Genomic DNA, 19,554 nt, shown 5'->3' with positions numbered 1-19,554 from the left:
GCCGGCGGCTGACCCCCGCGCCTGCGGGGAGGACCTCCAGGACCGGGTCACCGAGCCGGTGAAGACCGGCTGACCCCCGCGCCTGCGGGGAGGACACCGGCGGAACACCCTTCGACCGGGCCGCCGGCGGCTGACCCCCGCGCCTGCGGGGAGGACCTCCAGGACCGGGTCACCGAGCCGGTGAAGACCGGCTGACCCCCGCGCCTGCGGGGAGGACGACGGTGACGAGTTCGAGACGTTCCTGACGCACGGCTGACCCCCGCGCCTGCGGGGAGGACCCGAGGAGGAACTGATCCCCTGCCCCCGAGGCCGGCTGACCCCCGCGCCTGCGGGGAGGACGCCGGACCGTCCGACCACCATGAGAGCAGGAGCGGCTGACCCCCGCGCCTGCGGGGAGGACCAGCGCGACATCGAGCCCATCCCGGCGACCGGCGGCTGACCCCCGCGCCTGCGGGGAGGACCGCTGCGTCTCTCCGCAGCTCCCGGCGATTTTCGGCTGACCCCCGCGCCTGCGGGGAGGACGGGCCGGTCAGCTGCAGCGCGGCCATCATGGACGGCTGACCCCCGCGCCTGCGGGGAGGACGACGCCCCCACCTACGAGCTGCCGTCCACCGGCGGCTGACCCCCGCGCCTGCGGGGAGGACGGTCCGCGCCGCGGCGTGCTGTCGCGCCACAACGGCTGACCCCCGCGCCTGCGGGGAGGACGCGCCCTGCGCGAAGTTGAAGTCCAGCGACGGCGGCTGACCCCCGCGCCTGCGGGGAGGACACGAGGGTGCTGGTACTGGCCCCGAGCGTGACCGGCTGACCCCCGCGCCTGCGGGGAGGACCCTACCGCCCCACCTACCGGCCCCCTACCCCGCGGCTGACCCCCGCGCCTGCGGGGAGGACGCCCTCGCCGACCTCGACCCGGCTGCCTCCGACGGCTGACCCCCGCGCCTGCGGGGAGGACCGCTCCCACACCCCGTGCAGCCACCACAGGGACGGCTGACCCCCGCGCCTGCGGGGAGGACTCCGGCGCGCACACGCTGTACGTCCTGACCAACGGCTGACCCCCGCGCCTGCGGGGAGGACATGGACGTGGCCCAGCTCGACGACACCGCCGCCGGCTGACCCCCGCGCCTGCGGGGAGGACTTCGTGGTCCGGACAGAAATGCCGGGCCCAGCCGGCTGACCCCCGCGCCTGCGGGGAGGACGGGACGATGAGCTGTCCGCGTGGGCGTCCGACCGGCTGACCCCCGCGCCTGCGGGGAGGACAGGTCGCGAAGCGTGGCCGTCGCCCCCTGTTTCGGCTGACCCCCGCGCCTGCGGGGAGGACACGACAACCTGCCACCCGTCGGCCCTGACCGCCGGCTGACCCCCGCGCCTGCGGGGAGGACCCTTCGCGACCTGCGGCGATGAAACGGCTTTGCAATTTCTTGACCAGTCTTGGAGGAGCACATTCGGGCTGGCCTGTTGAGGTGTCAAGGAGCAGCGTCTCATGGTGTCATCCGTGTCTGACGGTGTGGGCGGTTCTGGAGAAGAGGCCTATCGGGGTTGGGTGCGGCTGGGGCGGTTGGGGTGCCGGGTGGGGGCGGGAACGCGTCCTTCTGTCGGTCTCGGGCGTCGGCGGGAGGTGCCCGCCGTGCCGTTCCGGGGGCCGAGGCGGCATCCTGCGGGTCGGCCTGTCGGCGGGCTGGTTCGGGTGACCGGCGTTGCTGGGCGGTCCGGAGGCGTTTGCCAGGCCGCTGGTGTGGAGGGGGTGGGAGGGTGCAGGGTGTCACTATGTCCGAACGCCGTGACCGCCGCCGTCTTCACGCCCGCGCCCGAGCTCTCGGAGTGCCCGTCGGGCAGGCCGGCCGCCGGACCTCCATCCGTCGGCTCGGGCCGCGGGTCGTGGAGCCGGCGTGGCCGCGTACCGCGGTGCCGGACCGGGACGAGGCTCCCGCACTCGTCCGGGCAATGCCTCGGGAACTGGCGGGATGCTGCACGGTCACGCGCGAGCGGCAGATCACGGACGGCGGCACCGTGGTGATGCTGACCCGCCACACGGCCGACTGCCCGATCTGGTCCGCCCGCTGACCACAGGCCCGGACGGACCCAACCACGCGACGAGGACCATCAGGCATGGGCGCCATGTACTACGAGGGCAGCTGACCCCGCAGACGCGAGGAGAATCGTGCGACGAATCCACTCGCGCAGTTCAGTCCAGCTGACCCCCGCATGCGCGGGGAGGACAGGCGTGGCTGATATTGCTGGTGTGCATGGGCTGGGCCCCCTGAGACTGTGTGGTGCGGTCGGACCATATCGGCCCAGAATTCACACCGGTGGGTCCTCAACGGATCTCGTCAACTCACCACCTCGTGGGCCTTGGTGTGGTCATGCTGGTAGCTCACGATTCGGGAGGGGCGTGTCATGGAGCTCAGGTTTCTCGGTTCGACCAGCGAGCACGGTGACTGTCCGACCCTGTACGAGACGGAGACCGGCGACATCGTCGTTCAGGGCGATGAGCTGACCGACCCGGACGGGATCGCGCAGTTGCTCCATCTGAAGGCCGGCGAGACGGCGGTCGTGATCCCGCGGGCGCTGCTGACCCGTTTCGCACCGAAGGAGTAGGCCGGCTGTGCCCGAGATCGTCCCCTTCGCCGAGGCGGCGCCGCACCTGTTCGAGACGTTCGCACACACTGCGTTCCGTCTGGAGACGCGCCGCGGCTACGCATCGGATCGCGCCGGAGCGCGATACAGAGCATTCATGGTCGGCGTGATGCCGCAGTACGAGCCGAACGTCGCCTGGAACGTCAGCGTCCGAGCAGCAGTCGCGGACGGCCGCCGATTCGAGCGTGTTCGCATTGTTGATGCTCCGCCCACCAACGGGCAGCGGTTCCTCCTCGCGTCGGGGCTGGGCAACGTCAAGGCCGGCGAGGACATCCGCAACCTCTGGCGCGCCGACGCCGACCGGCTCGGCCTGCCCGACTTCGACTTCTGGTTGTTCGACAGCTCCATCGTCGCGCGGCTCCACTTCGACGACGACGACCGGACGCTCGGCGTCGAGCTGATCACCGACCCGGCCGAAGTCCTCCGGGCCTGCCAGGCCCGTGATGCGTCGTGGCACTACGCGGTCCCCACCGTCGAGTTCGCCGCGGCGGTAGCGTCCGGCGTGTGAGTACCGACTATCAACAGGGCCGGGTAGCCCTCGGCACGCGGCTTCGTGAGCTGCGCACCGAGGCGGACCTCTCCGGCCGGGCCCTCGCCGGACAGCTCGGCTGGGTGCAGTCGAAGGTGTCGAAGTTGGAGACCGGCCGGCAGACGCCGAGTCCGGCGGATCTGGAGGCGTGGGCATCGGCGACCGGTAGGCCTGGGGTGACAGCTGAGCTGCAGGCCCGGCTGCGGGGCCTGGAAACGCAGTACCGGTCGTGGAACCGCCAGCTCGCCGGCGGGCATCGGGAGCGCCAGGAAGCCGCAGTTCTGGAAACGCGCCGGACGGACGTGATCCGGGCCTTCGAGTCGGCCAGGATCCCAGGCATGCTCCAGACCGCCGAGTACGCGCGGCACATGCTGACGGCGGGCGCCGACTTCATCGGCTCCCCCCGGGACACCGAGGACGCCGTCCGGGCGCGCATACGCCGCCAGGAAGCGCTCTACGAGCCGGGCCGCCGCTTCCGATTCCTCCTCTGGGAAGCCGCGCTCTACGTGACCGTCGGAACCACCGAGGTGATGATCGCCCAGCTGGACCGCCTCGTCGGCCTTCTCGGCCTCGACACAGTCGACCTCGGCATCATCCCGCTCGGCAGCGCACCGCGCCGAACGCCGGCGCACGGGTTCTGGATCTACGACGACCGCCTCGTGATCGTCGAGACGATCAATGCCGAGTTGTGGCTGGACAGCCCCGCCGACATCGCCATCTACAGCAGGGCCTGGGACTGGCTCGCCGAGAGCGCTGCAACCGACCACCAGGCTCACCGACTCATCGGCCGCGCGCGGGCCTCGCTCACGGCTCGCTGAGGATCACCGAGCACGATCCGTGTCAATCGAAGAATCATCAAGGATCACGGCCCGGTCCGAGAATCATCGCGTCCTACCGTGCTGGGTGCGGCAGACCGAACCGCCTCTCCAGCGGCGCCTGCCGGTACCCCAGCACGGCCGAGGAGGACGAGTGGGCTGGACCGCAGACGAGAACTGGACCGTCAGCGTCGACGGGCACCTGGAGGCGACCGCCCTGCCGCCGACGGTGGCCCTGACAACCGTGTGGCAGGCCGTTCAGGGACTGGACCTCGGAGCCCAGCAGCGCGCCGCCGTACGTCTGCTCTTCGGCACCGGGGCGACCGAGATGGTCGAGGCGGCACTCGATGGCGGCCAGCTCGACTTCCCGGTCGTCCTCCGGGCTGGCCGGATCGTCATCCGGGTCCGCCGCGGCGACGGCCTGAGCGGCCGACAGAGGCACGCCGCGCGGTACCGGGTGGTACAGCAGCCGCCCGAGGGGCGCAGCCCCGGGCTGTGGGTGGTGGAGGACGCCACGACCGGCGAGCCGGTCCGCGAGGACGGGCGCGTGTTGCGATGGGGCATCGCGGCGAGCGCGCGGTCCTGGATCAGCAGAGAGCTCGCCCGCAGCGACTACCAGGGGAAAGCCGGCCACACCCAAGCATCCTGAGGTCGACAGCGCGAGTGTGCTGGCCACCCTGTCGGCCGGCCGCGAGGAGTGCGCCGATCTCCTCGTACGGTGCACCATGGAGGTCGTCCTCCCCGCAGCCACGGGGGTCAGCCGCGGCGGCGGCAGGTCCTCCCCGCAGGCGCGGGGGTCAGCCGCCGCCGGCTGATCAACACCAGCCACCAGGTGATCATGAACGGCCCCAGCTACCGGCCGAACAAGCGGCCCAAGAACCCCGTCGACAAGCCACCGGCCACCTAGCGATCCGGCTCGGCAACGTTCCACTCCAGAGGCAGGTCCTCGCCGCAGAAGACGCAGACGAAGTCCTCCTCCCGCACGATGTTGCGCTCCCGGCAGGAGCGGCAGCGGCGGAAGACCACCTCATGCGTGAAGCCGGACGGGCGGGCAATTCCAATCCGGTCCAGGGCCTCGGTCACGGCCGGCCACGAGATGACGTCCGGGCAGTAGCCGGTCGACTGGTTGCTGACCTCCTCGACCGCCCACCGCCCGGACTCCTCACGGAAGCTCATCTCACCGGCGCTCAGAACCTCTTCGCCGCCGGCGCACACCACGTGCTCGCTGCGGCGCGGGGCCAGTCGCAGCACCCCACCGGCATCGACAACGAACGTCAACGGCTCGGCCAACTCTTCCGGGGTCAGCACGAAGACCCACTCAACGAAGTCCGCCGACGATCGCATGCTCCGACCCTCACCACCCGCCCGGACGAGCGCCTTCAGCTCAGCCGGACCCACATACCGATACATCCGCCCCCGCGTCGTCACGCTCACCAACTTAGCCCCTCGCACAGCCAGGACCTGGGGAATTACGTGACCGTCCACAGCCACTCGGGAAGCGATCACCAAGGCGATGGGAAACGATCTCTGACGGCCCTCTTGCTCTGCTGGTCAGCTGTACTCGTGTACCCCGGCGTCGCGATCCGGGCACCGGCCTGTTGAGGTGTCAAGGAGCTCTGTCCATCGCGGCAGACACGGCAACGCCGTACGTCCCGTTTCTGCGCGGTGCCTGGAGGAGTGGGCCTTGGCTCCCTGGGGCGGGCTCCGGGGTCTGCCGTCGGCCGAGATGACGGTGCCGCTGTCGTTGGGGGCGGGTAGGTTGCCTGGATGACTGACACGGACCCGCTGGTGCCCGTCCTTGCCGGGCTGGTCGTGGACATTGTCCGGTTCCTCGACAGCTGTGAGGACGACGAGGTGGACCCTGATTCTGTGGTGAGGATGACGGAGAGCGTGAGCTGGGTACTCACACAACTGCCGCACGACCAGCGCGAGCGGTTCCTGACCGTGCTCGTGGACCTGGCCGCAGTGGAGACGGAGCCGGGCCGGCGGGAGTTCCTGGAGGCCTTCCCCTTCGCCTGCGGCCTCGTCGATGAGGAACCCGCGACCACCAGCGACTGACCCCCGCGGCTGCGGGGAGGACGCCGCCGGCATCACCTCCACCGGCCCGGCCGCCGGCTGACCCCCGCGGCTGCGGGGAGGACGCGCCGATCGGCATCCCTGGTGGCTAGGCGCGCGGCTGACCCCCGCGGCTGCGGGGAGGACCCGGCCTCAAGAAGCGCGCCACCCAGGTCCACCGGCTGACCCCCGCGGCTGCGGGGAGGACACGAACTCCTCCCGGCCGAACCGGGCGACCGTCGGCTGACCCCCGCGGCTGCGGGGAGGACCAGCGGACCAGCGGCACGGCGTGGCCGGCGGGCGGCTGACCCCCGCGGCTGCGGGGAGGACTAGTCGAAGCCGCTCGGCAGTTCCATGGCTCACGGCTGACCCCCGCAGCTGCGGGGAGGACGCCTGCTGGTCCCGGCCGGGGAGGGCTTCGACGGGCTGACCCCCGTGGCTGCGGGGAGGACGACCTCCCCGGCCGTGAGGGCTTCCCCGGCGCCGGCTGACCCCCGCGGCTGCGGGGAGGACGTCCAGTAGTCGACGTTGCAGTAGATGCCGACCGGCTGACCCCCGCGGCTGCGGGGAGGACAGTTCCCCGAGGTCGGTGCCGTCGGAGGAGCGCGGCTGACCCCCGCGGCTGCGGGGAGGACCTGGTGATCGCCTGCGCCGACCACGGCGACGCCGGCTGACCCCCGCGGCTGCGGGGAGGACCTGGTGATCGCCTGCGCCGACCACGGCGACGCCGGCTGACCCCCGCGGCTGCGGGGAGGACCGCGACTGTCACAGGTGCGGGTCACCGCGCATCGGCTGACCCCCGCGGCTGCGGGGAGGACGACGCTCCGGGGCGCCTCGGCGAGCACCTCCTGGGCTGACCCCCGCGGCTGCGGGGAGGACCCGAACCCAAGCCGCGGTTCCGTCGACACACCCGGCTGACCCCCGCGGCTGCGGGGAGGACGCGGAGAGCGCCCGGACGTCACCCCTGAGCAGCGGCTGACCCCCGCGGCTGCGGGGAGGACGAGACGACGAGCTGGTCGACCTCGATGGGTGGCGGCTGACCCCCGCGGCTGCGGGGAGGACGAGTGGACGTGGCGGATGGCCACCGGCCAGGCCGGCTGACCCCCGCGGCTGCGGGGAGGCCATGATCTTCTTCTTCAGGGGCTGGACGTGCCCCGGCTGACCCCCGCGGCTGCGGGGAGGCCTCAGCGAAGTCCGGGCGGGCGGGGTATATGAACGGCTGACCCCCGCGGCTGCGGGGAGGCCGACGCCCCCACCTACGAGCTGCCCTCCACCGGCGGCTGACCCCCGCGGCTGCGGGGAGGCCATGATCGGCACGTCCGCGACCGGCACCATCGCCGGCTGACCCCCGCGGCTGCGGGGAGGCCTCCACCTTCAGCGGCATGGTCCGCAACATCATCGGCTGACCCCCGCGGCTGTGGGGAGGCCCCTTCGCGACCTGCGACGAAAGGACGGCTTTGCCATTCCTTGACCTCTGCTCAGGGGCCGCTGGGCGGTAACCAGGGGTCGGCTTGGAACTGTCGAGGTGTCATGGACTCTCCGGCATCCTGACATGCCAGCTGGCAGACCACTATTACGACGGCGAGTCAAGCTTCGGCAACCGGGCAGCGCTGCCACCGGAGCGTGGCCGGCTGGTGCGAGCCGGCTGACCTTGGTGGGTGGTGGGTCTGGCGTCAGCGGTACCAGGTGCGGATGGCCGTGGCGGTTTCGCGGATATCGGCCTGTCCATCGCGGATGCGGCCGGCAAGTTCGACGGCGTGTTTGGGTTCGGCGGTGACGATGACGCCGGAGCCGGCGAGGTAGGAGGCGGCGACGACCGCGGCGAACTGCTCGTTCGCGAACTCGAGGGCGGGTACGCGGATGAGCTGGTGCATGAGTGCCGCGGCCCGCTGGTGGACGGCACCGTAGACGGGGACGTCCATGACCTCGTCAAGGTGGCGGGCGACCGCCGCGGCGAGCGTGCCGTAGTCGGTGATGTCCGGATCGGCGGGGAGGAACTGGTGGGCGATGTCGAGCAGCCAGGCCCGGTCGACGCGCAGGATCACGCGGCGTCCGCCGCGTCGGCCCGCCCGGTGCGCGGGTAGGGGCCGAACTCGGCCTCGAACGCCGGCGCCCATGCCCGGGAGAAGTGCGCGGCCGCTGTCAGGAACCGCTCCCGCCGCTCGTCGGCTTCCTCGGCCAGAACCTTGCGCGCGTAGTCAGGCAGGGACATCCCCGCAGCCTCCGCGCGCTGCTCGAGCGCCTCATGTGCCTCGTCGTCCAACCGCACGTTCAATTGCTTCATGTCTGAAGCGTAGCGACATCTATACGCCGCTACAATCACCCGGCGGGCACCACCTGGGCTCCTCAGGCCTGTGACGAGAGGCAGGCCCATGTTGTCCCCACACAGCGCAGCACCGGCGATCAGGTCCGGCGGACCCCCGCCTGCGCAGGGAAGACCGACCCTCCACGCGCATGCCGAGCGCCTTCACCGGCTGACCCCCGCGCCTGCGGGGAGGACGACATGCCGAGCACGACCAGCAGCAGGATGGGCGGCTGACCCCCGCGCCCGTGGGAAGGACGGCAGCGCATCACGTGATTCACTGCCCCGCAGATTACCCAGCCCCCGCAGACGCAGGACAGGACGAGAGCCCGTTGCTCGGCCAAATCAAGTCCGGCTACCCCTCGCGGGGTGCGGGGAGGGAGCGTCTCGTCGTGGGTGGGTCAGATGAGGCGGCCGAGGTGGATGACGACGATGGTAACGGTGTGTTCGGTGATCTCGTACATGACGCGGTAGGGGCCGACATGCATGCGGCGCAGGTCGGGGGAGCCGTACGGGGTCGATCCGGTGGGCCTGGGGTCGGTGGCGAGCAGGTCGACGGCGTCCATCAGAAGCCGCAGGCCGGCACCGTCGTCCTTCAGGAACCGGGCGGCCGCGTTGATCGCCGGCTCGTCCCAGACGATCTCGTAGGTCACCCGCGCTCCAGGCCGAGCTGCGCGCGGACGTCGTCGTGGGGCGTGGCGGTTGTGGTGCCGGCCGCCTGGCGGGCCCGGTACTGGGCGAGCGCGAGGGCGTCCTCCAGGTCCGCCAGCTCCTGGGGGTTGATGAGCACGGCGGCGGGCTGGCCGTGGTCTGTGATGGTGATGCGTTCGCGGCCGTGGGAGGCCCGGCGGACCAGGGTCCCGAACTTCGCCCTGGCCTCGGTGATCGGCAGAGTATCGTTCATGACAGAACTGTACACTTCACGCGCCTTTACGGCGTACCGCTCAATCCCCACCAGCTCGATCGCCCATACCCGCTACACCCTGCAGCGCGCTCAGGGCGACGACGGACCCCTGCGGACGCGGGAAAGAGGCCGAGGACACCGTCCGCACCTTCCTCGACTCCGACCGACCCCGGACCGTGGCTGACCCCCGCGCCTGCGGGAACGACGACACGCCGATCGCGACGTGTTGGGCTACGACGGCTGACCCCCGCGCCAGCTCCAGTCCGATCCTGGCCCGCGGCTGCCCCCCCCCCCCGCCTGCAGGGAGGACGGCCCCGGTGAACGGGTCGGGCCAGCGGCCGACGGCTGACCCCCGCGCCTGCGGGGAGGACGCAGCGGCCAGGCCGACCGCCAACAGCGAGCCCGGCTGACCCCCGCCCGCGCGGGGAGGACGCCTAACCCCTCGGGATCTACCCCCAGCCGGACGGCTGACCCCCGCCTGCGCGGGGAGGACCCACCCTCCTGCAGCACCGTCTCCGTCATGGCCGGCTGACCCCCGTCTGCGCGGGGAGGACTGGCCCAGACCCGGGCCCGCTCGGCGGAGGTCCGGCTGACCCCCGCCTGCGCGGGGAGGACCGCGCCGAGATCGAGCGCGCGTTCCACGTCAGTGGCTGACCCCCGCCTGCGCGGGGAGGACGGCCGGCGGCTTCGGGGCGGGACGGGTCAGGGCGGCTGACCCCCGCCTGCGCGGGGAGGACGCCGCCTTGCGGATCCGCACCGCCTCTTCGATCGGCTGACCCCCGCCTGCGCGGGAGGACCGAGGGCGGACAGGACGGCCTTGCCCTCGCGGCCGGCTGACCCCCGCCTGCGCGGGGAGGACCGTCGGTGGCTACGGCTCGTCGTGCCAGAGGACCGGCTGACCCCCGCCTGCGCGGGGAGGACCGGATCTACTACCTCCCCGGCGCCGCCGTCCGCCGGCTGACCCCCGCCTGCGCGGGGAGGACCCCTTCGCGACCTGCGACGGAAGAGGAGCTTTGCCATTTCTTGACTACTAGTCGATGTCCACCAGCGGTGACCGATGGGCTCTGGTTGGGCTGTGGAAGTGTCAAAGGGCTCTGGGCATCCTGCCATGCCCGGCCAGCAGTCGGCAGTCGCAAGAAGTCGACCGATGCGCCCGTGGTTGGGGCTTGGCACTGTCCTGAGATACGCCTTCACAGCTTCCCGGCCCGCGGGTGGTTCGCCAGCGGAACCGCCGTTGCGGGCCAGTTTGTCAGTGGCGGGTGATAGTCCTCTGTGCGTGACTGCTAAGGAACATGACGGTCTGTGCGCTGCCGTGCCGGATCACCGGTTGTGGGGCAAGAACGCGGGGTTGCCCGCGGATTATCCGGTGGTCTGCCACCTGCTCGACACCGCCGCCGTCGCGGGGGCGTTGTGGGACGCTCTTTTGAGCGAGCGTGTGCGGCAGCGCCTGGCCGAGGCCATCGGAGTCTCCCTCGGGGAGGCCCGCAGGATGGTGGCGTTCTGGGCCGGACTCCACGACATCGGGAAGATCACTCCAGGGTTCCAGGCGCTGGTTCCGGAGTCGTTCCGTCTGCTGGCATCGGACCCGGACTTCACGGACGGGGCCGGTGCGGACGCAGGCGGGGAGTACCTGGCTCATGAGGCGGCGACGCACTGGGGCCTGGTGGAGTTCCTCGAGCAGTGCGGCTACCCACCGGTGGGGCGGGTGGTGAGGAAGTCGGCGAGCCACCAGATCGCGCAGCTCCTCGGCGGGCACCACGGCTGTTTCGGCAAGGCCCTGGAGGCCAGGAAACTCCAGAACCCGAGTGCCTATCAGCCTGCTCTGGGGTCGGCGGCGGGCTGGCGGGAGCAGAGATTGGCGCACGCCCACGCGGTGCGCCAGGCGACGGGGGCGAGCGGGGTGCCGGTCGGAGCGTTGCCGGGATGGGCGGCAGTGGTGGTCACGGGGCTGGTGGTGGTCGCGGACTGGTTGGCCAGCCAGGCGGACGTGATCGTGCAGCGGATTCCGTCGGACGGCTGGGTGGCCGGGGAGGCTGAGCTCGAGAAGCATTTCGACGTGGCGGTGGCGGCCGCGCCGGGATGGGTGCGAGCGGCGGGGCTGGGTCGTGCTGAGTTTCCGGAGAAGGCGTTCACCGAGCAGTTCCCGTTTCCTCCGAACGCCTTGCAGACCGACGTGGCGGAGCAGTTGCCGGCGTTGGTGTCGGGGCCCGGGCTGCTGCTTGTCACCGCGCCGACCGGGGATGGCAAGACCGAGACCGCTCTGCATGCGGCGTCCGTGATGGCACGGGCTTGTGGCGCGTCCGGGGTCTACTTCGCGCTGCCGACGATGGCGACAGCGGATGCGATGTTCGAGCGGGTACAGAGGTTCTCCGCGGAGAACGTCGAGGGTGACCGTGCGCTGACGTTGCTGCACAGCATGGCGTGGTTGAGTCCTCAATACGCCGCCCAGGCGAATTTGGCGGACGGTTCGGCGGTGTTGGCGGACCTGGAGGCGGGCCGATGGCTGCGGACGGGGCGGCGCGGCATGCTCGCGCCGTTGGCGAACGGCACCGTGGACCAGGCGCTCAGTGGTGTGCTTCCGATGCGGTACGGGTTCCTGCGGCTGTTCGGCCTTTCGGACAAGGTACTGGTGGTCGACGAGGCTCACGCCTACGGGCCGTGGATGCACAGTCTGCTGGTGCGGCTGCTGGAGTGGCTGGGGGCGTTCGGCGCGCCGGTGGTGCTGTTGTCGGCGACGCTCACCGGACGGGCCGCGGCGTCGCTGGTGAACGCCTACCGGCGCGGTGCCGGCCACATGGAGCCTGTTCCGGTGGAGCCGTCGTATCCGGGCTGGCTGTTCGTGGATGCCATCGGTGGTGAGGTGTCCGAGCCGCGGGAGGTCGACAGCAGCCGCGCTCGCGCGTTGGATGTCGAGGTTCGGCGGGTTCGGTGGGACGTGCGGGAGGATCCCGGGGAGCCAGCGAGCGCCGGGGGCAGGCGCGCGGCTCTTCGTGAACTTCTTGGCCGGGTCACCGACGAGGGCGGCTGTGTCCTGGTCTGCTGCACGACGGTGGACGAGGCCCAGCGCACCTACCGGGACCTGCGGTCGGCGCTGCCCGTTCTCGCTGCCCGACCGGGTGGGATGCGCCTGCTGCATTCCCGCTTTCCCGCCAACGAGCGACAGCGGATCACTACGGAATGCGAGGCCGCCTATGGCAAGCCCGCCGATGATCAGGCGGCTGGTGCGGTCCGTGCGGGTTCGGTCCTGGTGGCCACCCAGATCGTCGAGCAGTCACTCGATCTGGACTTCGACCTGGTCGTCTCGGACCTTGCGCCGCTGGCGCAGCTGTTGCAGCGGGCCGGGCGCGGGAAGCGGCACGAGCGTGGGCGGCGGCCGGCGTGGACCGGCGAGGTTTCCCGTCCGCGGCTGGTGGTGCTGGAACCCCTCGACGGCGACGGCGGGGTGAGCGCGCCGCGGACGTGGGGGACGGTGTACGACGCGTCGTTGCTGCGAAGGACGAGTCTGCTGCTGGGCGAGCCGGAGAATCGGGTGATCGCGGTGCCGGGCGACGTGCAGCGTCTGGTCGACGCGGTGTATGCCGACGACTTCGGGGACGGTCTTGAGAAGGCTTCCCAGCAGGAGTTGGAGCGGATGGATGCCGAGCGGCTCGCGTCGGCCGCAGCCGAGGGACAGTTGGCGGACCTGACGGCCGTGTGCGCGCCCTTCGACGTCCGCGGTGATCTGTCGGTGCTCAGCGACCGCGGCCTGGGTGTGACCGAGGACCTGGTCACTACGCGGCTGGGCGCGGACAGCGGTCGGGCGGTATGCGTGTACGTCCGTGACGGTGGGGAGGCCACCCTCGACCCCGGTTCGGACGTTCCCCTGCCGGGGACGGCGGCGGGCGCATCGATGGGCCGCGACGATATCGCGTCGGTCATGCGGGCCACGGTGCCGCTGCCCGGGCGCTGGCTGGCCGGGCGTACGGAGGAGAACGCCGTGCCGAGGTCGTGGCGTGACAGGCCGATGCTGGCGGACCTGGTGCTGTTGCCGATGCGCCAGGACGGCGAGGGCCGTTGGACATGCCGGCTGGGGGAGCGGGTGCTGGAGATCTCGAAAGTGGGAATTTCCGAGAACTAGCCTTCCAAACACCGCACTTGTCGCTAGGTTGGCTGTGCCGCTTCCGGAGGGGACCGACTGGTCCGTCCCCGGAAGCGGCACCACCCCCGCCTGCGCGGGGAGTCGCTGCCACTGCGGCCTGTTTGCAAACCCCGCACGGCTCACCCCCGCTCACCGCGGGGACCGAGCAGAGCCTACCCACGCCGTTCTTTCCCTGTAGCCGCCTCGCCGGAGGCCCCTGTGCCACTCGCTCCTTCGACGCCCCTGACCACGGCGTCGCCACCCACCGCACCGACCTACGACCTGTTCGACGAGCCGTGGATCCCTGTGCGCTGGCGGCCCGGTGTCGCCAGTAAGCAGCGCCCGGAAGCTGTGGGGCTGCACCAGTTACTGCTGCGCGCCCACGAGGTGGAGCAGATCACCATCGCCCTGCCGCCCGCACTGTCGGCGCTGTACCGCGTCCTGTACGCGGTCACGGCCCGCATCACGCGCCTCGACGAAGCCGGGCCGAACGACGACTGGTCCGAGCGCCGTGCGGACCTCGTGGACGACCTGGGCCGTTTCGCCCCAGCCGACGTCGAGGCGTTCGTGACGGGCAACCGGCAACGGTTCGACCTGTTCCACCCGCTGCGGCCGTTCCTGCAGGACCCGCGCCTGGCCGAGCAGTGCGACCCGGGCAATACCGCCGGTGTGGACAAGCTCGTCACCACCCGCCCGTCGGGCAACAACCACGCCTGGTTCCGGCACACCGATGCCGGCGCACCGGATCTACCGGGACCGGCCGACGCAGTGCTGCATCTCCTGGTGTGGCACTACTACGGCCCTTCGGGGCGCTGCTCGAGCCGCACCGTGGACGGCGTGACGTCGGCCAACAGCAAGGCCGGACCGCTGCGCAGCTCCCTGTCCTACCACCCGGAGGGCGAGAGCGTCTTCGAGACGCTGCTGGCAGGGCTGCCCGAGCCCGGCGCTCTGGTGCGCAGGCAGACGGACCTGTGTCCGTGGGAGTGGGAGGAGCTGCCGGACCCGGTGGGGGCGCCGCCCTCGCTGGAGGGGCCGTGTTCCGAGCTGACCGCCCGCTCTCAGCACGCTCTGCTGCTCGTTCCCGACCCGGCGGGCCGCCGCGTCCGGGACGCGTTCATCACCTGGGCCTACCGGGACAAGATCCCGCGGGCGGGCGACCCGTACCTGATCTGGCAGACCAGCAAGGAGGGCAACCTCTATCCGCGTCCGGCGGACTCCCAGCGGGCACTGTGGCGTGACCTGGACGCCCTGCTGCTCAAGGAGCCGGCCGGCAGTACCACGCCACGCAGGCCGACGGTGTTCTTCACCGCGGTGGAAGTGTCGGAGTACCTCCGGGTGCGGGCCCTGGGCTTCGAGCAGGACGGCCAGGCCAAGGACACCCAGTTCGTCGACGCCACCACCCCGCCCGTCCTGGAACTCGCCGAGGAGAAGGACGAATCCCTCGCCGTCCAGGTCGGCCGGCTGCGGATGCTGGGGGAGCGGTACGGCACCCGCCTCGAGCGGGCGGTCAAGAAGGCTTGGGCCGGGTTCACCAACGCGCCGAAGATCCGCGACTGCACCTGGGCCGACGACGCCGGCGCCCGCTACTGGCCCGCCGCCGAGGCAGAGTTCTGGGCGCGCCTGACCGCCCGGGACTTCGACGCCGGCGCGTGCGCGGCCGCGTTCCGGCTGATCGCCGAACAGGCCTTCGACACCGTCACCCACCGCGCCCTCGGCACGCCGCGCGGAACCAAGGCCTGCACCGCCGCCCGCGTCGAACTCTATGGCGGCTTCGTCAAAGCCGCCCCGAAGACCACCACCCCCGGCCCCGCCACCAGCACGGAGACGACGTGAGCGACAACCCGGCCATCCCGGCCCCCAGCCGCAGCCCCGACCGGACAACCCCTAAACCGGCGGCCAGCACTACCGTCCCCGCACTCGGCCGGGCCCGGGCCTTCACCGCCTGGATCGACCTCCGAAGCCACGACGACCCCGGTGTGCGGGCCGCGCTGCGCCGCGGAGTCGGCAGGGACATCGACGACGTGCCCTTCATGCACCGCTTCGTCGCCTCCTGGCTCACCGACGAGCAGCTGCGCGACCAGGACGTCCAGCGCGCCCACTACGCGGTCGCGGCCCTGATCGCAGCCCAGCGTCGCACCCAGTACACCGCCGCAGGTACCGCTGTTCCGGGCACAGGAGAGACGCCGCCGGAACCCGCCACCGCCAACGGAGCGGCCGGATCCGCGCCAGCCGCCGCAACGCCCTACGGCAGGAGCCTGGGACGGTCGTTCGCCGACGGTGTCGGCAACGCCGGGACCGGTGGAGGACTGCGCGAGGCCTCCGCCGAGGCCCGCCTCGGCCTGCTGACCCGCCAGAGCATCGACGGCCTGCACCGCCACCTGCCCGGGGCCGTCCGCCAGCTACGCGAGCGTGGCGTCGACGTCGACTGGGCGCAACTGCTGCTGGACCTGTGCCGGTGGCGGCGGAACTCCGGTGAGATCAAGCGCCGCTGGCTGCAGGACTACTACCGGGCCCTGCAGTCGGAAGGCGAGCGCCGTGCCCGCGAGGCGGACCGCCTCATCGAGGACGCCGCCCCCGAAGGAGCGGACACCCCGGCGGCCTGACCCCGGCCCCGCTCCTCCGCCCGGTCCCACGACCCGCAGACATCCGCACCGATCCCCGCCCATCGACCCAGGAGAAGAACAGTGCCCTCCCGCACCGACGCCACCCCCGCCCGCTTCCTGGACCTGCACGTCGTCCAGGCCGTCCCGTTCGCCAACCTGAACCGCGACGACAACAACTCCGTCAAGACCGTCCGCTACGGCGACACCGACCGAACCCGGGTCAGCAGCCAGTCCTGGAAGCGCGCGGTCCGCGAGTACTTCCAGCACGGCTTCGGCGAGCAGGCCCTGCGCACCCGCCGGATCGGTGCCCGCGTGACCCGCCTGCTGGAGGAACGCGGCTGGCCCACCGAGCTCGCCCAGCGCGCCGGCCAGCACGTCGCCGCCGGAAGCAGCATCAAGTTCGAGACCGCCAAGGACTCGCCCGTCGTCACCACCAACGCCATGGTGTACGTGCCCGAGACCGCGGTCGCCGAGCTCGCGGACCTGGCCGACGAGCACCGCGACGCGCTGACCGCCGCCAAGGACATCAAGAAGAGCACCGACAAGAGCGTCCTGCCCAAGGACCGCATCGACGCGGTCCTGCGCTCGCGCAACGGCGTCATCAACCTCTTCGGCCGCATGCTCGCCGAGGTCGACGACGCCGGCGTCGACGGCGCCGTCCAGGTCGCACACGCCCTGACCACCCACGGCACCGACGTCGAACTCGACTACTTCTCCGCCGTCGACGACGTCACCTCCGCCTGGGGCGACACCACCGGCAGCGCACACATGGGCCACGCCGAGTTCAGCGCCGGCGTCTTCTACCGCTACGCCACCGTCGACCTTGACGACCTGGCCCGCAACCTCGGCGACGACCAGGCGAGCGCCCGTGAGCTGGCCGCCGGGTTCGCCGAGGCGTTCCTCCTCTCCCTGCCGCGTGCCAAGAAGACCGCCACCGCCCCCCACACGATCCCCGACCTCGTGCACATCGCCGTCCGCAGCGACCGTCCGCTGTCCTACGCGGCCGCGTTCGAGCAGCCCGTCCGCTCCCACACCGACGGCGGCTATTCCGCCCCCTCCCGGACGGCGCTCGCACGCTACGCGCTCGCCGCGAACAGGCTCCTCGGCGGCCGCGGCAGCCTGTATTCCGGCTGGGCGAGCCTGGAGGACAAGGACCTCGAGGGCCTCGGCGAACGAGCCGAGTCGTTCCCCGCGCTCATCGACGCCGCCCTCGACGCCGCCCACGCTCGCCCGAAGGTCGACGCGTGAGCACGCTGCCCGCTCCCCGCACCGCCGGTGAGGACCAGGGCCTCCTGCTGCACCTGGCCGCACCGCTGCAGTCCTGGGGTGAGCGGAGCCAGTTCAACGAGCGAGACACCGCTCCGTTCCCCACCCGCTCCGGCGTCATCGGCCTGCTCGCCTCCGCCCTGGGCCGGCCGCGCGACGCCGACATCGGCGACCTGGCCACACTCTCGCTCACCGTGCGCGCGGACCGCCCCGGGGTACTGCTGCGCGACCTGCACACCGTCGGCGGTGGCCTGCCCTCCGCAGCGACCGTCACCACCGCCGACGGCAAGAAACGCTCCGGAGCGGCCGCCACCCTGCTCTCCCACCGCCACTACCTGGCCGACGCCGCGTTCACGGCTGCCGTCACCGGCGACCCCGCCGTACTGGCCGAATGCGCCCACGCCCTCGAAGAGCCGCGCTGGCCGCCATTCCTCGGCCGCCGCTCCTGCCCACCCGAAGGCCCCCTGCTCCTCGGCCACGTCGACGACGCCCTCCACCACCTGGTCCACCTCCCGCTCGCCCGACGACGGCCGGGAGCCGACCGGAGTGTCGACGTGGCCTTCCACAGCGACCGCCCGCTGACCGCCCTCGGCCAGGCCACCGCCCACAACGGCGACGACGGCACGCACCCGGCCGGGCAGGTGACCGACGAACCGTCGACCTTCCACCCCCGCCACCGCTCCTACCGAGCCCGCCCCCGCTACCAGCGCACCCTCACTCTGCCCGCAGAGCAGTGCGCCGGACTCGGCACCGCCTACCTCGCCGCACTCGGCGACTACCTGGACCAGCACACCGACCGCCCCGAAAGCGCCCTCGCATGAGCCTGTGGCTGACCCGCATCATCCCCGACCAGCGAAGCCGCGACGCCCGCCGCGACGCCGCCAACGCCGTCGACCTGCATCACCGCGTCATGTCGCTCTTCCCCGACGACATCGCCACCACCGAGGCCCGACGCGAACTCGGCGTCCTCTTCCGCAGCGAAACCACGCCCGAAGGCCAGCAGATCCTGCTGCAGAGCAACCAGCCCCCCGACGTCGCCCGGCTGCCCGCCGACTACGGCCATGCCGCGACCAAATCCCTGGCCCCACTGATCGACGCCCTCCGGCCAGGCCTGACCGTGCGCTACCGCATCGCCGCCAACCCCATCCGCAAACCCGGCCGCACAAGCCGCGAGCTCTACGGACTCAGCCCCGTCGTCCCCCTGCGCGGAGCCGCCGCCGACGACTGGTGGACCCGCCAGGCCGAAACCGCCGGCCTTCGCGTGCAAACCCTGCACTCCACCCCCCTTGACGCAGCCCGGGGAGCCCGCCGCAGCGACCAGCGCCACATCAAGCACGACCGCGTCATGTTCGAGGGCTCCGCCGTCATCGACAATGCCGACCTCCTCCGCTCCCGCCTCGGCGACGGCATCGGCAAGGGCAAGGCCTACGGCTGCGGCCTGCTCAGCATCGCGCCCGACCGGGGAAACCAGTGACACCACGACAACGCGACCCCAACGGTGGGCGCCGCAGACTCGCCGCGCCCACCGTCGCCATGCTGCCCCGCATCGCCGACTCACTGTCCTGTCCTCCCCGCGCCTGCGGGGGTCAGCCATCCCCCATAACCCACCCCCGGCGCGCCCCGACGTCCTCCCCGCGCCTGCGGGGGTCAGCCGCGCCTGGACGACACCGGGGTGCACTTCGACTCTTCCTCCCCGCGCCTGCGGGGGTCAGCCGTCCTCGCCCCGCTCGACGGCATCGCGGACGTGGTCCTCCCCGCGCCTGCGGGGGTCAGCCGCCGCGGTGCTTGTCGACGAGCAGCAGGACGTCGTCCTCCCCGCAGGCGCGGGGGTCAGCCGCGGGGCGAGATGACCGACTGGACGGTCTCCGAGTCCTCCCCGCAGGCGCGGGGGTCAGCCGGTGGATGCATGACCGACACCACACCCGTGCCCGTCCTCCCCGCAGGCGCGGGGGTCAGCCGCGTTGGGCGCCGGTGCGGTCGGCGGCCAGGGCGTCCTCCCCGCAGGCGCGGGGGTCAGCCGTCGCGGTCGGCCGGCCCGGTGCTGATGGTCGCGTCCTCCCCGCAGGCGCGGGGGTCAGCCGCAGGTCAAGGGTCAGGCCCGACACCTGCACGCGTCCTCCCCGCAGGCGCGGGGGTCAGCCGGTAAACGGTAAACGCGTGGCCTGCGGGTTTACGTCCTCCCCGCAGGCGCGGGGGTCAGCCGGTGGCGGGCGGCGTCAGCCCTCCGTCCAGCCGGTCCTCCCCGCAGGCGCGGGGGTCAGCCGGTGGCGGGCGGCGTCAGCCCTCCGTCCAGCCGGTCCTCCCCGCAGGCGCGGGGGTCAGCCGGTGGCGG

Annotated in this window: 15 protein-coding genes and 4 CRISPR repeat arrays; of the genes, 10 read left to right on the top strand and 5 right to left on the bottom strand. The window is 72.0% G+C overall.

Going from position 1 to position 19,554, the window contains the following annotated elements; all coding sequences use genetic code 11:
• Positions 1–5 precede the first annotated feature (5 nt).
• A CRISPR array of direct repeats spans positions 6–1,376; the repeat unit is 29 nt; unit sequence CGGCTGACCCCCGCGCCTGCGGGGAGGAC.
• 1,015 nt (positions 1,377–2,391) lie between these two features.
• The 4 genes from ACFWA9_RS04950 (at position 2,392) to ACFWA9_RS04935 (ending at position 4,624) form a co-directional block, all read left to right on the top strand.
• Entirely contained in the window at positions 2,392–2,592 is a 201-nt protein-coding gene (locus ACFWA9_RS04950; protein WP_380383191.1) for a hypothetical protein, read from the top strand.
• Positions 2,593–2,599: 7 nt separating this feature from the next.
• Positions 2,600–3,139, top strand: a complete 540-nt coding sequence (locus ACFWA9_RS04945; protein ID WP_380383189.1) for a DUF6879 family protein — start codon at positions 2,600–2,602, stop codon at positions 3,137–3,139.
• Entirely contained in the window at positions 3,136–3,978 is an 843-nt protein-coding gene (locus ACFWA9_RS04940; protein ID WP_380383187.1) for a helix-turn-helix domain-containing protein, read from the top strand. The genes ACFWA9_RS04945 and ACFWA9_RS04940 overlap by 4 nt, the downstream gene beginning before the upstream one ends.
• A gap of 151 nt (positions 3,979–4,129) precedes the next feature.
• Positions 4,130–4,624 (top strand): hypothetical protein, encoded by a 495-nt coding sequence (locus tag ACFWA9_RS04935; RefSeq protein WP_380383185.1) that lies wholly within the window; start codon positions 4,130–4,132, stop codon positions 4,622–4,624.
• A gap of 254 nt (positions 4,625–4,878) precedes the next feature.
• Here the strand turns inward: ACFWA9_RS04935 and ACFWA9_RS04930 are convergent, their stop codons facing one another.
• From ACFWA9_RS04930 to ACFWA9_RS04910, 5 genes are all read right to left on the bottom strand, one after another.
• Positions 4,879–5,385, bottom strand: a complete 507-nt coding sequence (locus tag ACFWA9_RS04930; RefSeq protein WP_380383226.1) for a hypothetical protein — start codon at positions 5,383–5,385, stop codon at positions 4,879–4,881.
• A gap of 641 nt (positions 5,386–6,026) precedes the next feature.
• Positions 6,027–7,458: direct repeats of the CRISPR family, unit length 29 nt; unit sequence CGGCTGACCCCCGCGGCTGCGGGGAGGAC.
• Positions 7,459–7,703: 245 nt separating this feature from the next.
• Entirely contained in the window at positions 7,704–8,075 is a 372-nt protein-coding gene (locus ACFWA9_RS04925) for a fic family toxin-antitoxin system, toxin component (protein ID WP_380383183.1), read from the bottom strand.
• Positions 8,072–8,314 (bottom strand): plasmid mobilization protein, encoded by a 243-nt coding sequence (locus ACFWA9_RS04920; protein ID WP_380383181.1) that lies wholly within the window; start codon positions 8,312–8,314, stop codon positions 8,072–8,074. The genes ACFWA9_RS04925 and ACFWA9_RS04920 overlap by 4 nt, the downstream gene beginning before the upstream one ends.
• A 419-nt stretch (positions 8,315–8,733) precedes the next feature.
• Positions 8,734–8,985, bottom strand: coding sequence for a type II toxin-antitoxin system RelE/ParE family toxin (locus tag ACFWA9_RS04915; protein WP_380383179.1), 252 nt, complete (start codon positions 8,983–8,985; stop codon positions 8,734–8,736).
• Positions 8,982–9,236: a type II toxin-antitoxin system Phd/YefM family antitoxin gene (locus ACFWA9_RS04910; RefSeq protein WP_380383177.1), complete on the bottom strand. Its 255-nt coding sequence runs from the start codon at positions 9,234–9,236 to the stop codon at positions 8,982–8,984. Before ACFWA9_RS04910 ends, ACFWA9_RS04915 begins: the two co-directional genes overlap by 4 nt.
• Before the next feature lie 281 nt (positions 9,237–9,517).
• A CRISPR array of direct repeats spans positions 9,518–10,219; the repeat unit is 29 nt; unit sequence CGGCTGACCCCCGCCTGCGCGGGGAGGAC.
• A gap of 293 nt (positions 10,220–10,512) precedes the next feature.
• On the opposite strand from ACFWA9_RS04910, the gene cas3 reads away from it, so the two are divergent.
• The 6 genes from cas3 (at position 10,513) to cas6e (ending at position 18,696) form a co-directional block, all read left to right on the top strand.
• A complete protein-coding gene (cas3, locus tag ACFWA9_RS04905; RefSeq protein ID WP_380383176.1) occupies positions 10,513–13,353 on the top strand; it encodes a CRISPR-associated helicase Cas3' in 2,841 nt (946 codons plus the stop codon).
• A 219-nt stretch (positions 13,354–13,572) separates the two neighbouring features.
• Positions 13,573–15,186 carry a type I-E CRISPR-associated protein Cse1/CasA gene (gene casA, locus ACFWA9_RS04900; protein ID WP_380383174.1) on the top strand — a complete coding sequence of 538 codons (1,614 nt, stop codon included), beginning with the start codon at positions 13,573–13,575 and terminating at the stop codon, positions 15,184–15,186.
• Positions 15,183–15,956, top strand: a complete 774-nt coding sequence (gene casB / locus ACFWA9_RS04895) for a type I-E CRISPR-associated protein Cse2/CasB (protein ID WP_380383172.1) — start codon at positions 15,183–15,185, stop codon at positions 15,954–15,956. Before casA ends, casB begins: the two co-directional genes overlap by 4 nt.
• A gap of 81 nt (positions 15,957–16,037) precedes the next feature.
• A complete protein-coding gene (gene cas7e / locus ACFWA9_RS04890) occupies positions 16,038–17,204 on the top strand; it encodes a type I-E CRISPR-associated protein Cas7/Cse4/CasC (RefSeq protein WP_380383170.1) in 1,167 nt (388 codons plus the stop codon).
• The gene (cas5e, locus tag ACFWA9_RS04885; protein ID WP_380383168.1) at positions 17,201–18,043 is read left to right on the top strand and encodes a type I-E CRISPR-associated protein Cas5/CasD; all 843 of its coding nucleotides are present in this window, start codon (positions 17,201–17,203) and stop codon (positions 18,041–18,043) included. The genes cas7e and cas5e overlap by 4 nt, the downstream gene beginning before the upstream one ends.
• Positions 18,040–18,696 (top strand): type I-E CRISPR-associated protein Cas6/Cse3/CasE, encoded by a 657-nt coding sequence (gene cas6e, locus ACFWA9_RS04880; protein ID WP_380383166.1) that lies wholly within the window; start codon positions 18,040–18,042, stop codon positions 18,694–18,696. Before cas5e ends, cas6e begins: the two co-directional genes overlap by 4 nt.
• Positions 18,697–18,786: 90 nt before the next feature.
• Positions 18,787–19,486: direct repeats of the CRISPR family, unit length 29 nt; unit sequence GTCCTCCCCGCAGGCGCGGGGGTCAGCCG.
• Positions 19,487–19,554: the final 68 nt, after the last annotated feature.

This window comes from Kitasatospora sp. NPDC059973 (genome assembly GCF_042737525.1).
Classification (GTDB): domain Bacteria; phylum Actinomycetota; class Actinomycetes; order Streptomycetales; family Streptomycetaceae; genus Kitasatospora.
The sequence above is the reverse complement of the archived record's forward strand: the minus strand, read 5'-3'. Positions and strand labels throughout refer to the sequence as shown.

Coding starts and splice junctions, on each gene's coding strand:
- ACFWA9_RS04950 (WP_380383191.1), top strand. CDS start 2,392: ATGGAGCTCAGGTTTCTCGGTTCGACCAGCGAGCACGGTGACTGTCCG.
- ACFWA9_RS04930 (WP_380383226.1), bottom strand. CDS start 5,385: ATGTATCGGTATGTGGGTCCGGCTGAGCTGAAGGCGCTCGTCCGGGCG.
- ACFWA9_RS04920 (WP_380383181.1), bottom strand. CDS start 8,314: ATGAAGCAATTGAACGTGCGGTTGGACGACGAGGCACATGAGGCGCTC.
- ACFWA9_RS04910 (WP_380383177.1), bottom strand. CDS start 9,236: ATGAACGATACTCTGCCGATCACCGAGGCCAGGGCGAAGTTCGGGACC.
- cas6e (WP_380383166.1), top strand. CDS start 18,040: ATGAGCCTGTGGCTGACCCGCATCATCCCCGACCAGCGAAGCCGCGAC.